The 17,128-nt window shown below is 62.0% G+C and carries 3 protein-coding genes; all 3 read right to left on the bottom strand.

Features of this window, described 5'->3' with window-relative positions:
• Positions 1 to 242: 242 nt before the first annotated feature.
• From ACV4UY_RS07745 to ACV4UY_RS07735, 3 genes are read right to left on the bottom strand one after another with little or no spacing between them, the layout of a single operon-like run.
• Positions 243 to 1,556, bottom strand: a complete 1,314-nt coding sequence (locus tag ACV4UY_RS07745; protein ID WP_491607028.1) for an HlyD family type I secretion periplasmic adaptor subunit — start codon at positions 1,554 to 1,556, stop codon at positions 243 to 245.
• Positions 1,553 to 3,232 carry an ATP-binding cassette domain-containing protein gene (locus tag ACV4UY_RS07740; protein ID WP_491607027.1) on the bottom strand — a complete coding sequence of 560 codons (1,680 nt, stop codon included), beginning with the start codon at positions 3,230 to 3,232 and terminating at the stop codon, positions 1,553 to 1,555. Before ACV4UY_RS07740 ends, ACV4UY_RS07745 begins: the two co-directional genes overlap by 4 nt.
• A 35-nt stretch (positions 3,233 to 3,267) precedes the next feature.
• Entirely contained in the window at positions 3,268 to 17,109 is a 13,842-nt protein-coding gene (locus ACV4UY_RS07735) for a beta strand repeat-containing protein (protein WP_491607026.1), read from the bottom strand.
• Positions 17,110 to 17,128 lie beyond the last annotated feature (19 nt).

Below are 17,128 nucleotides of genomic sequence, written 5' to 3'. Positions count from 1 at the left end.
TGTTGTTGGCCATGTTCGCGGGAACGTTTCCCAGAAAACGCGAAACGTTCCCGCAGCCAAGGCTGCACGCAGCGTTTTTTCGCAAAAGACGCAAAAACGCTTTTTTGTAGAGCGCGCCAAAGTCAAAATCAAGATCAAAACCAAGATCAAGATCAAAAGCAACACCTCGGAGGCTCTGCCTCCGCACTTAAGCCGGGGACCTTCGGCCCCCGGCCCGCAGCAATTTTATACCTTGCCCTTCTCTACCGCTCCCCCAACGCAGCATGCATGGCATTGAAAAGAGGTGAAAACAAATACTCCAATATCGAACGATGACCCGTCAAAATCGATACCTGCAAAATCATCCCCGGCACCAACCGATAACTCTGCCCCCGACTGACAAACGAAGCACGCTCGGTCTTCACCCGCACCTTGTAAAAAGGATTGCCCTCCTTGATCACGAATGTGTCCGGACTCACATTCACCACCTGCCCGTTCAACTCGCCAAATCGGGCGGCATCCGAGGAGATCAACCGAACCTTGGCCTGCTGCCCAACCGAAACATACCCGATATCGTGAATCGGCAACTTGGCCTCGATCACCAACTCATCTCCCTCAGGCACAATCTCCAGAATCGTCTCACCAGCCCGAATCACCCCACCCAACGTGGCCACATTCAAACTCTTGACCACCCCCTGCACCGGGGATTTGACCTGAGTACGCCGAAAACTATCCTCGAACTTGCCCAAACGAGCCTGATGCTCGATCAAATCACGCCGCGCGGTCTCAAGCTGCTTGCTCACCTCCTCGTCATAACGACTGCGCACCAACTTCAATTGGGCATTGGCCTCCTTCAACATCGCCTCGGCCCGCGCCACCGCCGAAGTGTCCTCCTCGATGCGACTCTGCACCGCACTCAACTCCTTCAACAAATCCAAATGACCATATCGGCTGGAAATGTCGTTTTTCAACAGCTTCTCGCTGATATCCACCTGCTCCTTCAAAAGTCCGGAACGCTTCTGGGCGTTGCGCAACCGCGCCTGAATCTCCTGGATGTCGTGCTGACGCTGAACCACGGTCTCGGACTGTCCGGTGATGGCGTTCTTGAGGTTCACCCGCCTCGACTGGAACTGATCCTTGACCTGCCGCACCCGCTGCTCGCCAAACTCACGGGTCTGCTCGGACGTGAACTGCAACTCCTCCTTCCCCGCCGCCTCGGCCTCCAGTCGGATGATCTCCACCTGCAACGCGGTAACCCGCGCCTTCAACTCACCCACATCCGCCCCCGAGGCGGTCGATTCCAACTCCAGCAAGGGTTGATCGCGCTGCACCACCTGCCCCTCGCGCACCAGGATCTCACGCACGATCCCCCCTTCCAGATGCTGCACCTTCTTGACCAGCGACGAAGGAACCACCTCTCCCTGGGTGATGCTGATGATGTCCAACGTGCCATGATGACCCCAGGCCAACAAAATCACGATCACCACGAAAACCGCCCACAAAAACCGCCGCGAGGCCCGCGCCGAATCGGGATCCAGCTCCCCGAAGGGCGGAACCGGATTCTCGACGGCGCTCATGCCGGCCCCCCGATCCGTGCCGGACGCACCTCGGCCTTGCGCACCATCGGCGTCGGCTTGACGTTGAGATCCACCACCACATCCGCCACCTGGGCGGCATTGAAATCGTGGGAGGCCATCACCACCGCCCGCCCCTCGGCAATCCAACCCTTGATCAACTCAAGCATCAACTTGCGCCCCTCGCCGTCCATCCCCTCCAACGGCTCGTCGAGCAACACCAACCACCCATCCACCGCCATGGCACGCGCCAGGGCAATGCGCCGCCGGATGCCGGGCGCGAGTTTCTGCCCGGCTTCGGTCAACGGACGCTCCAATCCCTGATCACTTTCGTTCAAAAAACGCCGCAACCCCACCCGATCGACCAGACCTTGCAGATGGTTGTCATCCAGATCAGGCCGCACGGTGAGCAGATTCTCCCGCAGACTTGCCTCCAGAAACAACGGCTCCTGAGGCAAACAGGTCAAACACGCATGCCACCAGTCGGGTTGCAGTTGCGCCAGATTCATCCCATCCACCAGGATCTTGCCACGATTGGGCTCCAAAACCCCGGCCAACAAACGCAACAACGTGGTCTTGCCGCTGCCGTTGTCCCCGACCACGGCCACCAGCTTTCCCGGCTCGATCGCCAACGAAAGCGCCTCGAACAACACCCCCTTGCTGCCCGGCCAGGCAAAGCCGACACTCTGCAACGCGACATGGCCGGAAAAGGTTTGTGGCATCACCCCCTCCCCTTTCTCCAACGGGAGCTTGCCGAACTGGGCGAGCATCTCCAACCCCTGACGCGCCTTGGCCAACTGCGGGGCCAATTGTGCGTTGCGCAGCAGCGGGGCGATGGCACGACCGGCCAGAATGTTGGCGCCGATGATCAGACCGGTATCCATCTGGCCCAGAATCGCCAGCTTGGCCCCCACCCCGATCACCGCCACCCCCATCAGGGCCCCAATCCCCTGGGTGACCGATTGCAACCCCTCCTGCCGGTCGATGAGGCGGGTTTGCTCCAGATGCAGCTTGACGGTCTGCTCCCACCAGCTTTTGCGCAACAAAGCGCCGGCGTTGAAAATGCGCACCGTTTCGGCGGCGGACAGGGTGGCGGCGGAGAACGCCGCATGCCGGGCCGACAGTTGGGTGACCTCCTGGGTCGGTTTGTTGAGACGATGCTGGGAAACAAGCGTCAGGAGATAGACGACAAGCAGAAAAGACGCCGCGATCGCGGCGATCCACGGATGGATCAGCAACAGCGCGGCGATGAACAACAACGCATACGGCATGTCCAACAGCGCCACGATGGTGGCCGGGGTGTAGCTCTTTTGCACCGTGGCCAGATGTCCCAACAACTCGCGTTGACCGGCGGGGGGCAATCTCATCAGTTCAGCAAGCCGCACACCGATCAGGTTGTTGAAAAAACCGGCGGCCACCCGACCCATGGGCGGATTGGTGACCCGGTTGGCCAGATCGCGACGCAAACGCCGCAATCCCCCCTCCATCAAAATCGCCAGCACCACGCCCACGGTCAGGGTGATCAGGGTGGCATCCACCCCACTGGCCACATAACGGTTGAGCACCTGGATCACATAGAGCGACGAAGCCAACCCCAGCAGGTTGATCAACAGCGAAGCGGCCAAAAGCTCGATGGCCAGCACCGGTCGCAGCCACAAAAAACGCATAAGCTCCTTCATGACATCAACGTCCGCGCATGCATCCCCTGCCCCCCTTACGCGTGCGCCACCGCATGCGGATGGAACGGATCCTCCACCAGCAACGGTTGACTCTGGACCACCACCGCGCTGGCGTGATCCGTCGGCGCGACCTCTGGCGTCACCGCTTGCGGACCATCCGGCACGGCGGTGATCATCGCCTGAATCGCCAGGTCGAGATCATGGTCCGTGGACGCCACCACCGGCGTGGCATCCTCCAGAATATCGAAATACCCCCCTCTGGCGATCTCGGGCAAAAGGGTCGCCGGAACGTTCTCCGGAAGCAACGCGGCAACCGCGTCGTGCAACGCGATCGTATCCGTGGGATGGACCGCGAAATTCACCTCCGAGATCCCACCCACGCCACCATCGGAACGGGTGAAGGAAGCGTCGGTCAGAATCTGGTTTCCACCCTGCCACTGGCCGTTGGCCGTGGTCGAAAGGGCGATCGAGGCGATGCCGTGTTGCGCCAGACTGCCCAGCTCGTCGGCCTGCGAGAAACCATCCTGGTTGGCATCGCGCCACACCAACAAATCGTTCCAGGCCGCATCATGGGCATCCAACAGGTGGTCCAGATTGTCGTCAAACCGGGCCAGGGCAGCCATGCCGGAGGGGGCAGCGTCGAACATCCGCTCGGAGAACAGCTCCGTGGCGTCGTTGATCACTCCGTCGTGGTTGCGATCCATGGCCAACAAGCCGTCATCGGCTGCCACCCAGCCGGTTTTCTGCAAGTTTCCATGCCCGCCCATGTCGAACCAGACCGCCGCATCGCGCAACTCCACCCCGTCCCCATCCAGATCGAACACCAGAGGATCCAGATAGGTGGTACTCTGCATGGCGTGATCCACCCACACCCACACGCCATGGGTGCCGGTATTATAAACATCATAGGTATGTCCATCCACATTCTGGGAACTGGGATTGGCGACCCAGGTCACGTCACTGCCCAGATGGACCGTATCCGTTCCGGTGCCGTGAATTTTCAAGACATTCCCGGTCCCAAGAATCTCTTTCACCAGCCTGGCGTTCAGATGGAGGGTTTGATCGCCGGCTCCGGACATGTCGATGATCTCGATGTCGTGGATGCTGCTGGCCGTGCCAAAGGTGGTCATGTTCACCGTCATGCCGGCGCCATCCAAACGCAAGGTGTCGATCCCGCCGCCGCCATCCACCGCGAAGAAGGTGGCATCCCCAATCGCGAGAAGATCGTTCCCGGCCCCGCCGATCAGCACATCGTTGCCACCACCCCCGACAAGGGTGTCATCCCCCAGATAGCCATGCAGGATGTCGGCCCCGGAAGTACCGGTCACGAGGCGATTGACCGCCAGGGAGGTCTTGTCGTTGCCGCCGTAAATCACGTAACTGGCGCCGTTATAATTCGAGCCCGCATAATTGGCGCCCACGATGATGTCCGAAAAACCATCGCCATTGACATCCCCGGCGCCGGACACCGAAACACCGAACCCCTCATACCCGGTCGGACCATCGATGCGCACACCGTTGGCACCCTGGATGTCGGCCAGAGTCAACACCGATGCAAAGCCGGACTCCTTGCCATACAGGATATAAACCTCACCCTGCGAGGAGAGCCCCACCACCAGATCGTCAAAGCCATCGCCGTTGAAATCCCCAGCCGAGGCGATGCTGCTGCCCAGATAATCGTGGTAGGATTGCCCGTCCACGCGAAAACCGTTCCGGCCATTCAGACTGGCGAGATCGATCTCACCCGCCCCGCCTCCGCGCACGCCGAAAACCACATACAAGGATCCGGAATTGTTGTCCACCGTATCCGCTTCCTTGGCGCCGATCAACAAATCCGCCACCCCATCGCCGTTGATATCCCCGGCGAAAGCGACCGAAAACCCGGCCTGCTCACCATCGGCGATTCCCGACAGCTTGATGCCGTCGCTGCTGGTCATGGCGGTCAGGTCGAACGTGGTTCCCAACCCGGCGGGCTTTCCGTATACCACATAGGCCGAACCCTTGTAGTTGCCTCCGGCCCCGATGGCCCCGATGAGCAGATCCGCATAGCCGTCGCCATTCACATCCCCAGCCGCGCTCACCGAATAACCGGCCAGGAAACCGTTGCCACCCGTGATCGCGCAGATCGTGGGCGGATGATCGACATTCCCGCTGCCGGAGAGACTCACCGGACCGGTGGGGCTCCAATCCGCCTGACCGAACACCACATAAGCCGCGCCAGCGGAATCGCCGGTTGGATAACGAGCGGCGCCGATGATGAAATCGTCGAAGCCATCGCCGTTGAGATCCCCGGCTCCGCTCACCGCGCGACCGGTGTGATCCTGGTTCCACACCCCGTCCAGGCGCACGCCGTCGCCGTTGGCCCACAACTGGGCAAGGTTGAAAGCGCCGTTGGACGCGGCAAACAGCGTGTTCGCGCGGCCAAAAAACAGATAGCTGACCCCCGTGGTCGCATTGGCGTCGTTGTTGGCGTTCCAGGCGCCGATAAGCAGGTCGTCGTAGCCATCTCCGTTCACATCCCCGACGCCGGAGACCGATGCGCCGGTGTTGTCGAAGTCGGCAACACCCGCCAGCTTGAAGCCGTTGGTGCCATCCAGGGTGGAGAACTCCAGGGTGAAGGGTTGGTTCGAGGCGCTCCCGAACACCACATAGGCCGCGCCCGGACCCGGTTCCGCGCCCCCCTGACCATTCTGGGTGGCGGGATTGGCCAGGGCGCCGATGATCACGTCTTCGAATCCGTCGCCGTTGACATCCCCGGCCATGCTCACCGAAAAGCCGGCTTGGTCATAGGCGTTCTCGCCCAGCACCTTGAAGCCCATGGTCCAGGCGGCTGGCGAGGCGCCATTGAAATTGCCGCCGTAGAGCACATACGACAGCTCGTTGGCCCCCGCACCGACGGACGGGGAACCCGGCGCGCCGATGATCACGTCGTCGTAACCATCCAGGTTCAGATCGCCCGCGCCCGCCACCGACATACCAAGCGCCTGGGTTCCGTCCGGCAGGCCATCCACCCGGAAGCCGTCCTGACCACCAAGATTGGCCAGATCCACCGTGGCGGCGAATCCGCTCCCCTTGCCGTAGATCACATAGGCGCTCCCAGGTCGGGAATAGCCGCCAGGAAAAGCCGGCGGGGCGCCTGGCACGCCGACAACGATGTCGTCGAAGCCATCGCCGTTGAAATCTCCCGCCGAGGCGACCGAAGTGCCCAGATAATCCCCGACGTTCAATCCCGAAAGCCGAAAACCGGTGGCGCCATCCAGATCGGAAAGATTCACCTCGTTGGCAAAAACGCCCGTCTTGCCAAAGATCACGAACGCGGCACCGGAGACATACTGGCCATTGGAGTTGGCCCGGAAGGCGCCCACCAGCATGTCGTCCAGACCATCGCCGTTCACATCCCCCGCCGAGGAGACGCTCCACCCGGCAAAGTCATACGCCGCCGTGCCGGTCAGCTTGAAGCCGCTGGTGCCGTCCAGGGTGGAGAGGTCGAGCACGGTGCCGAACCCCCCCGCCTTGCCGTACACCACATAGGCCGCGCCATACCGGTCGTCCGGGTTGTTGCCCGGCACGCTGTCCACCCGATCGGCGCCGATGATCAGATCGGCATGGCCGTCGCCGTTGATATCCCCGGCAGAGGCGACCGAAATGCCGGCATGATCGTGCCCCTCGACACCCCGGATCAGGAATGCCGCGGGTCCGTTGCTGTCGCTGATCAGATCGCCAACCGTCGCGGAGGGGTGATCGCTCCAGAAGTTGCCGCCATGTCCATACACCACATACGCCGCCCCGGCACTGGTCAAAAAACCACCCGCGCCATCCGGACTGTCGTAGCGCACGGCACCCACGATCATGTCGTCCCAGCCATCGCCGTTGATATCACCGGCGCCCTTGGCCGAAATCCCGAACTGATCCCCGTCGTACAGGCCGGAAAGCTGAAAACCGTTCGTGCCATTCAGTTCGGACAGATTCAGCGACGTTCCCGCCAGGCTGGTGGAACCGAACACCACATAGCAGGTGCCCGGCCCGGTGTATCCCGCACCATCGTTGTTGGTGCCGATCACGATGTCGTCCACGCCGTCGCCGTTGATGTCACCGATGCCGCTGACCGAATAGCCGGCGCGCTGATGTGGGCTCGCCCCCCTCAATTGATACCCCTCGCCATTGGACAGACCGAACGCCAGCGACACGAGATCCGACTGGACGGCATGGCCGGCGCCAAAAACCACATAGGCTCCACCATACTGTTGATCCGCCAGATGCGGCGCGCCCACGAGCAGATCCGCGATGCCATCGCCGTTGAAATCCCCAGCCGAGGAGACCGAATAGCCGGTGTAAGGCAAACCGTCGTTGTCCCAGGCGAGCGCAAAGCCGTTGCCCCCGTTCAGGGCCGCGACATCGTTCGGCAGGATGGTGACCGAGATGTACGGACCGGTGGTAAGCTGGATATGATTCGCCGCGTCGTGATAAAGCATGGTATCACCACCCGGCCCGAGTTCGCTGATCCAGGTTCCTTTGAGGATCAGATGATCCGCCTCGTCGGAACGAAACGTGAATTCGTACATGCCGCTGGAGGAACCCGCCCCGGTTGGCAACGACAGGATCGACTCCGGCCCGCCAAGGATCAGGGTATCCACCCGACCGTTGGACATGTCGATCTCCTCGATCCCCCGGATGCGACCGGCCATGCCCGGTTCGGTGAAATCCAGCACCACGCCGTGACTGGGATAGTACGGATCCGCCTCGATTTTCAGGATGTCGTAGCCGCTTCCACCATCCACGCGCAGGAAGCCGATATCCGGCACGTAGAGATAATCGTCCCCGGCACCCGCGAGCAGCACATCCGTGCCGCCGTTGCCACGCAGGTTGTCCGCGCCCGAGGAACCGATCAGCCTGTCTCCGGTGGCATCCACCGTGGTGACGGTCGCACCGTTGAGGTTCCCCCCAAAAAACACGTCCACCGCGCCAGGGGCGTTGCTGTTGGTCACCGCCGGCGATCCGATCAGCAGATCGTCGAAGCCGTCGTTGTTGAGATCCCCGCCGCCGCTCACCCAGAAACCGGCCCCATCGTTGGCCTTGGCCCCCTCGAAGGTGAGTCCGTCGGCGATACCGATGCGATCCAAAGAGACGACATCGCTCCAGGTGGTCTTGCCGTAAAGCAGATACCCCCGTCCGGCATCGCTGCCCGCATGATCCGAACCGCTCGCGCCGATCACCAGATCGGCCAGTCCATCGCCATTCACATCCCCGGCTCCGGACACCGAGAATCCGGCCAGATCCCCGTTCATTTGCCCATCGATCCGGAACCCCTTGGTGCCGTTCAGGGTGGAGAGATCCATGGCGGTCAGGTTGGTGGCCCCGAACACCACATAGGCGCTGCCGGATGCCACGCCGTCGGCATTGTCGCCCCACGGCGCGGCAACGATCAGGTCATCCAGACCATCGCCATTCACATCCCCGGCGGACGACACCGACCAGCCGGTATTCACCTCGCCGCCGAAACCGGCAAGGGCGAAACCCTGGCTTCCCAGATTGTTCAGATCCAGTTGCGCGCTCCATCCGCCGCTCTGCCCCAACACCACATAGGTCCGGCCCGGAGCGTCCACGATGTTCGACGGCGCGCCCACCAGCAGATCGGCCAGGCCATCCCCGTTCACGTCCCCGGCGGACGACACCGCGATGCCCGCCCGGTCCAGCGCGGCGCCATTCAAACGGAAGCCATTGGCGCCATTCAGGGTATCCAGATCCAACTCCGTGGCCCAGACACCGCCATGGCCGAAGATCACATAGGCCGCGCCCGAATCGCTCTGTGCCCCCCGCGCGCCCACCACCAGATCGTCCCAACCATCCCCGTTCACATCCCCGGCAAATCCGAGCGAATACCCAAAGGCATCGTTGCTCGCCTGGCCAAAGATGGCAAAACCCATGTTGTCATTCCCGGTCAGATCCGTCGGGGTGGTCCAGCTGACATTGGCGTTGCCGAAAACCACATACACCGCGCCCGCGTATTCGTAAGTAACCGGCTGATTGTTGCCATCGGTCGTGACATTCGCGACCCTCGGCGCGCCCACCACCAGATCCGCGAAACCGTCGCCGTTGATGTCCCCGCTCAACGAGACCGAGCTGCCCACCCATTGGCTTTCGTTCAACGGCCCCGTAAACAGAAAGCCGGTCGGCGCGTTGGTCAGCGTGCTCAGATCCGGCGCCGAAGACAAGGGCAGACTCGATCCGAACACCACATAGGCGCCGCCGGTGCCATAGGTCTGACTCTGGCCCGCATACCGCACGTTCGGCGCGCCGATCACCAGATCACCAAACCCGTCGCCGTTGAAATCCCCCCCCATGCCGACCGCGGTTCCGACATCATCGCCGGCGGCCAATCCGTTCAACCGGTAACCGTTCGACCCATCCAGATTGCCCAGTTGCACCCAGGTGTGTACCTGCACCGTCTTGCCGATCTTCAATGCCAGGGCGCCGTCGGTATACACGTCGTACGTGGCATCGCCCGCGCTCAAACCGGCATCACGGGTGAAACCGTACTCCAGATGGACCAGGCAGGAGGCGTCCCCCTCGATGATCAGATCGATTCCGTCGGTCGGATCGCTGAGCTGGGAGATCGCCTGGTGACTCAACCAGAGCGCATGACCATGCAGTTCGCCCAGGTTGTCGGCATCCAGGGATCCGATCAGATCGATGGCCTCGATGTGGGAGATGCGGTTGAGAAGACCCGTCTGGGTCAGATCCAGCTCGAAGCTGGCCAGCCCGGTCAACTCCAGGGTGTCGAAGCCACCGCCCCCGTCGATCTTCAAGAAGGTGTCATCCGACACGGAGAGTCGATCGTTCCCATTTCCGCCGAGCAGCACATCCGTGCCACCCCAACCGTTCAGGGTATCGTTGCCCAACCCGCCATGCAGAATGTTGGCCGAGGCGCTCCCATTGGCCATCGCCGTCCCATCGGACAGACCGGTGAAATTGCCGCCGTAATAGAGATAAGCCGCGCCGGCGTTCACATGACCGCTGTAATAGAAATTGGGCGCACCGATCAGGAAATCCTCGTAGCCGTCGTGATTCACATCCCCGGCGCTGGCGACCGCCGAACCGGCACGATCCTGACTGTTCGCGCCATTCAGACGGAAACCCGCGATACCATCGAGCTGACACAGCTCCATCGCTGCATCGAACCCCCCGTCCTTGCCGAAGATCACGAAGGTCGAACCATGGTCTGGCACCCATGCGCTGCCATCGTAGACATCCGCGAACGGCGCGCTGACCAGCAGATCGGCAAAGCCGTCGCCGTTGATGTCCCCGCCTCCGGCAACCGAAAAACCGGTCCGGTCGTTGTCCCGATCCCCGAAGATGGCGAAGCCGTTGGAGCCATCGATCCCGTCCGCCTCGATCACGCCGGTCAGGCCGCTCGCCTTGCCGAAGATCACGTAGCTCTCGCCGCGATAGTTTCCCGCGCTCCCCGAGCCATCCGCCTTCGGCGCGCCGATCAGCAGATCATCGTACCCATCGCCGTTGACATCCCCGGCGGACGAGACCGACCAACCGGCCTTGCTGCCCACTTTTCCCTTGAAACCGAAACCGGCGAAACCGGTTCCCAGATCGGTCAGGTCGAGAGACGCGGCCAAGCCGCTCGAAGCGCCAAAAACCACATAGACCCTGCCCTCCCCGCCATTGAAGTAAGGTGCGGTGATCGCGATATCGGCAAAGCCGTCGCCGTTCATGTCCCCCGCCGAGGCAACCAAGTAGCCCACCTGGTCGCCCGCCACGGACCCCTCGATGCGGAAACCGTTGCTGCCATCCAGGGCGCCGATGTTGAACTCCGCCGCGAAGGTGCCGCCGTGGCCAAACACCACATAGGCGCCGCCCACATCGCTTTCCAGATTCGCGCCACGCATCACGTCCATGGAACTATGCCCGATCAACAGATCATCGTAGCCATCGCCATTCACATCCCCGGCGGATGCCACCGCATTGCCGAGATACCCGTTGACCGCGGTTCCGTTGATGCCAAACCCCTTACCGCCGTTCAATGTATTCACGGTGATGGTCTCGTCGAAACCACCCTCCAACGCGGTATCCTTGCCAAAGATCACATAGGCCTTGCCGCCATTCACCATGTTGCCGGCGAACGCGTTGGGCGCGCCGATAAGCAGATCGTCGATGCCATCGCCGTTGAAATCCCCATGTCCGATCGACAGCGGAGACCGATCGTTCGCATACCCGCCGGCGATACGGAAACCACTCGAGGATCCCAGGGAACACGCCATCTCCAGGGCATTCGACCCAAAACCGTCCGCCTTGCCGAACAGGATGTAGGTATACCCGGCATCGGTGGCCGAGGAGTTGGCATACGGCACGCCGATGGCCACGTCCGCGATGCCATCGCCGTTGATGTCCCCCACCGCGGCGACCGAGGAGCCCGCGTAGTCATCATCGTCGAAGGTCTTGTTGGTGAAGCGAATCCCTTCGCCGCTGGTCAGACTCCCCAACGACATCGCCAGGGTCGGGGTCTGAACCGCCGGGGTCTGGCTGGTCAAAAGCTCTTCATACCCGTTGGCATCGATGTAGGAGACCTCCACGGAGATCACCGCGCCATCCTCGGCAACCGTGAGGGTCAAGGTCGAACTGGTGGCACCGCTGATGTCCACCCCGTCCGCTTTCCACTGATAGGTGGGAACGTTGCCGCTCAACACGCCGCCATCCGGATCCGTGCCCAGATTGGCGGTCAAAACCGAGCCCACCAGGGCGTTGCCAGTGATCGTGAGGGTCGAGTCCCCGCTGTCCGGACCGCCCCGAACCACGCCACTGGCCTGGCCGATGATGGAATTCTTGTAGGTATGGTTGCTGTTGCCGTCCTTGTAGCGGAACTCGACGGTGATGGCCGTGCCAAACGCCAGGGCGTTGTCCAGGGTCAGGGTGGAACTGGTGGCATTGGTGGTGCTCGCTCCAGAGATCGCCACCCCATCGGCATACCACTGGAAGCTGTAATCACTCTGCGCTCCCATGCCGTCGCGATCGGTCAACCCCGCGGTACTCGCGGTCAGGGTCTGGCCCCGATAGGGATTTCCGGTCACCGAAAGGGGGCCGACCGGTGCGAAGTTGAGATCCGGATCCAGCATCAACGTCACGCTGTCCAGCGTGTATTTGTCGTACAGTTGACCATCCGGTCCGGTGACCTGGATCCCCGTATCCACCCAGTGGTTGGTGATGTGGACCGTGTTGGTGACATCACCCGTCACGTAGAGCGTGGTTCCCGCCCCGGTGATCTGCCCCACGCCCAACGGGGTCACCCACAGATGCGCGAAATTATTGCCCACCATGTCGATGCGCTCGATATCGCGGAGCGCCCCCATCACCGAACTTGCGCCCAGATCAAGCGAAACGCCGTTGCCAGGCGTCCAATAACCGACATCCCCACCCGTTGTGTAGCCGGACGCCCCCAACACCAGGGTATCGAATCCGCCGCCACCGTCGATGCGCAGGATATTCCCATCCAGAATCTTGAGGGTGTCGTTGCCCGCTCCGCCGATCAACACGTCGGCGGAACCACCAGCCGCGCCGGTGAGCGTGTCGTAGCCCGCGCCACCCACCAGAACGGTCCCGCTGGCGGTCAGATCGGGACGAACGGCACTGTTGAAATTGCCGCCAAAGAGTACATAACTGGCCCCGGAGTTCCAGTTCGGACTCCCGAACACACCCGGTTCGGCCAGGGATGCGCCGATGATCAGATCATCGAAGCCGTCGCCGTTGACATCTCCGGCGACCTGCACCGCCATGCCGGCGCGATCGTCGGCATCCACCCCTTCCAGGCAAAAACCATCGGTTCCGTCCAGAGCCGAGAGATCCAGGGCGGTGATGCCACTCCAACTGCCCTTGCCATAGATCAGGTAAACCGCTCCGACATCGCTGTTGCTGACTGAATCCGCCTTCCAACTGGAAACCAGCATGTCGTCGTAGCCGTCGCCGTTGAAATCCCCGGCATTGCTCACCGACCAGCCCGCATTGTCAGCCATCTCCACGCCATCGATGCGGAAACCGCCGCCGGTGTTCCCCAGGTTGGAGAGCATCAGGAATGTGGATCCCCAGGATGCCGCGCCGAACACGACATAGATCGACCCGTTGTCGGTACCGTTCTGATCCGAATAGGGCGCGCCGATCAGCAGATCAGCGAACCCGTCGCCGTTGATATCCCCCTCGGCACTGACCGAAAGGCCGCTCTTCTCATCGGCCTGGGTGCCGAACAGGCTCACCCCCTGCCCGGCAACCAACGTGGAAAGATCCATGACCGGGTTCCACCCGGTCGCCTTGCCAAACACGATGTAGGTCGAGCCGGCATTGTTGTTCAATGGATCGCTGTTCTTGGCACCGATGATCAGATCCGCCAGGCCATCGCCATTCACATCGCCGGCCCCACTCACCGAAAAGCCGGCGTAATCCCCATTCGCATCGCCGGTGATCAAGAACCCGTTGCTGCCATCCAGGGTGGAAAGATCGAGGTTCGGGGACCATGCGCTCTGACTGCCGAACACCACATAGGCGCCACCCTCGGTATTGCCCAGAACGGGTGCGCCGATGATCAGATCGTCGCAGCCATCCCCGTTGATGTCCCCGGCATTGTGGACCGAATGGCCGCTCATGACGATGGCGGAAGGTCCATTCAGGCGGAAACCGTTGCCACCATCCAGGTTGGCAAGATCCAACGTGGCCGTCGAACTCCAGTCGCTCTTGCCAAACACCACATAGCCCGCCCCGGAGTCCATTCCGCCCACATCCGAGGACGAGGCGCCGATCAGAAGATCCTCGATGCCATCGCCGTTGACATCCCCGGCGCGACTGACGCTCACGCCGCTCTGATCCCCGGCGCCCGCGCCATCGATCCTGAATCCGTTGATCCCGTTGGCCAAAAAAGAAAGGGGGTGCGAGAAGGTCCATCCCGTCCGGCTGCCAAACACCACATAGCTGACACCGGCGTTGCTGGTTCCATCCGGATCCGCCATGTAGGCGCCCACGATCAGGTCGTCGAACCCATCGCCGTTCACATCCCCGGCCCCGGAAACCGACTTGCCGGCGAAGTCCCCTTCCGCGTCGCCATCCAGTCGAAAACCGCTGTTGCCATCCAGGGATGCCAACGACAGCGAAGCCACCGGCGTATACGCCACGGTTCCGGCGATGGTGCCGATTCTGGATTCCACGCTGCCCTGGGCATCCGTGTAGGTCACCCGCACGCTGATCGTGCTGCCGATCAGATCACCGGAAAGATACAACGAACTCCCGGTCGCGCCGGTGATCGCGTGACCGCTCTGCAACCATTGATATTCGATGCGGCCCAACCCGTCGGCATCGGTCAGGGTATGGGTGATGGTCAGGGTCTGGCCGTAATTCATCGTGCCGGAGAGGGTGACATCGCCTTGCAGCGCATAGCCCTGGCTGAAATGACCGGCGGTATTGACGATTCTCTGGTCGATCAGCAGGGTTTGGGCGCCATGCGTATACGAGACATAGGTGTTGGCATCCCCGGCCAGGGTCACGGTGCCACCCGAGATCCAGCCCCCGCCGATCTGCACGGAGTCATCGCTGCCGCCCATGATGCGCAGATCCGCCCCCGCGCCGGTGATCTGACTGACCACCGCGGGATTCAGATTCAACGTATACGGGCGCGGATTACCTGCTCCGTCGTTGGCGGTGGAGAGGTCGATGACTTCAATATCCCGAATCCGATTGGCCATGCCCGCCGTGGTCAGATCCAGATTGAAGGTCGTCGTTTCCAGACGCAGGGTGTCGGTGTTGCCGCCGCCGTCCAGGCGCAGGAAGGTGGCATCGCCAATGACCAGGATGTCGTTCCCCGCACCGCCGATCAACGTATCCGGGCCACCAAAGCCAATCAGGGTGTCATCGCCCACGCCACCGATCACGACTTCGTGGGCAGTCGATGAGCCAAAATATTTGATTTGCCCCTCCAGGGAGAGATTGCTGAAATTCCCGCCGAAAAGCAGATACGCGGCCCCGGCATTGGCTCCTCCAGCCTCTGCGGTATAGGCACCGATCAGCAGATCATCATACCCATCGTGGTTGACATCCCCGGCGGCACTCACCGATTCGCCGATCTTGTCGTTGGCGGCCACCCCGTCCAGACGGAAGCCGTTCGAACCATTCAACTCCGAAAGCAACAGAGTGACCGGTGTGGTTCCCCAGCTCGACTGTCCGAACACCAGGTAAACGGATCCCGACTGATCGAGGGTGTTCGGATCGGCCTTCCAGGCCCCGATCAGCAGATCGGCCAGACCATCGCCATTCACATCGCCAGCGTCACTCACGCTCACGCCGGTATAATCGCCGGAGGAGACCCCACCCAGGCGGAACCCAACGCTGGTATCCAGTGAAGCCAGCGAGATGCTCGAAGACCACCCTTCGCCCTGACTGTGGCCGAACAGCACGGAAACCGAACCAGCATGCGTTCCGTCCGCAGAGTCCCCCTTGACGCCGATGATCAGGTCATCGTAACCATCGCCGTTGATGTCCCCGGCTCCGCTCACCGAACTCCCGACCGCATCCCCGATCTCGGCGCCGCTGATGCGAAAGCCGTTGCCACCATCCAGTTCCGAGAGGTACAGACCCCCGTCCCAATCGCCCGTCTTGCCGAACACCACATAGCTGGCGCCGGTCATGTAGGTTCCAATCGGTTTGGCATTTGGGGCGCCGATGATCAGATCCTCAATGCCATCGCCGTTGATATCCCCGGCCCCACTCACCGAGTAACCTGTAAGAGCGCCATCGTTCACGCCCTTCAAACCAAAACCGTTGCTGCCGTTCAACTCGGCCAGCGCCACGATCGAATTCCAACCACTCGCCTTGCCGAACACCACATATCCCGCGCCGGTCACGCCAGCCGGGTAGCCATAGCTGGTGGTCGCGCCCACGATCAGGTCGTCCCAGCCATCACCGTTGATGTCGCCCGCACCATGCACGGAAGCACCGGCATGGATGCCAACCCCGGCATCTCCTGGGGCGTTGCCATCGATCCGGAAACCCTGGGAACCATTCAGGGTGGAGAGTTGGAAGTTCACATGGCTCCAATTGGAGGAGCCGAACACCACATAAGCGGAACCGGCATTGTTGCCACCTTGAGCGGAAGTCGGGGCGCCGATGACCAGGTCCGCGTAGCCGTCGCCGTTCACGTCGCCGGCCCAACCGACTGAACGACCGGCGTTCTCAGCCTGGGCAAAGGCTTGCAGATGGATTCCGGTACTGCTGGTCAATGCGGAGAGGTCGATGCTGGCGTTCCAGGCGTTGTCCGAACCGAACACCACGTATCCGCCACTGGGATTGGCCATTTGGGCACCGACCAGGAGATCCTCGATGCCATCTCCGTTCACATCCCCGAGGTTGCTGACCTCGCTGCCGGCCCATTCACCCGAGGAACCGACCAGCCGGAAGCCATTGGTTCCATCCAGCGAGGCCAGGGAGATCACCGCCTGTTGGGTGTAGGTGACAGCCGCAGTGGCACTGCTGGTGGCGCTCAGCGCGTTGCCCAAACCATCCGTGGCGCTCGCCGTGACCGTGATCACCTTGCCGAGATGGCTGTTGTTGAGAACCAGTTCGTGGGTGGTGGCCCCGGCGATGGCCACCCCATCGGCCTTCCACTGATAGCTCACGCTCCCCAGACCATCCGGATCGGCCAGATCGTTGGAGGCGGTCAGGGTGTTGCCGGTCGCGGCGATGCCCTCGATGGTGGCGCCACCCGTGTCCGGATCGTTGGCGTTGGCGATCGCCAGGGTCACCGCCTGTTCCACCCCGGCGTTCACCCCGTCCGAGGCGATCACGGTGAAGCTGTAGCTCGACTGGGTCTCGTAATCCGGATTGCCGGTCAGGGTCACCGCGCCGGTCGAACCCTCG

The sequence above is a fragment of the Candidatus Magnetaquiglobus sp. genome (assembly GCF_058402785.1).
The sequence above is the reverse complement of the archived record's forward strand: the minus strand, read 5'-3'. Positions and strand labels throughout refer to the sequence as shown.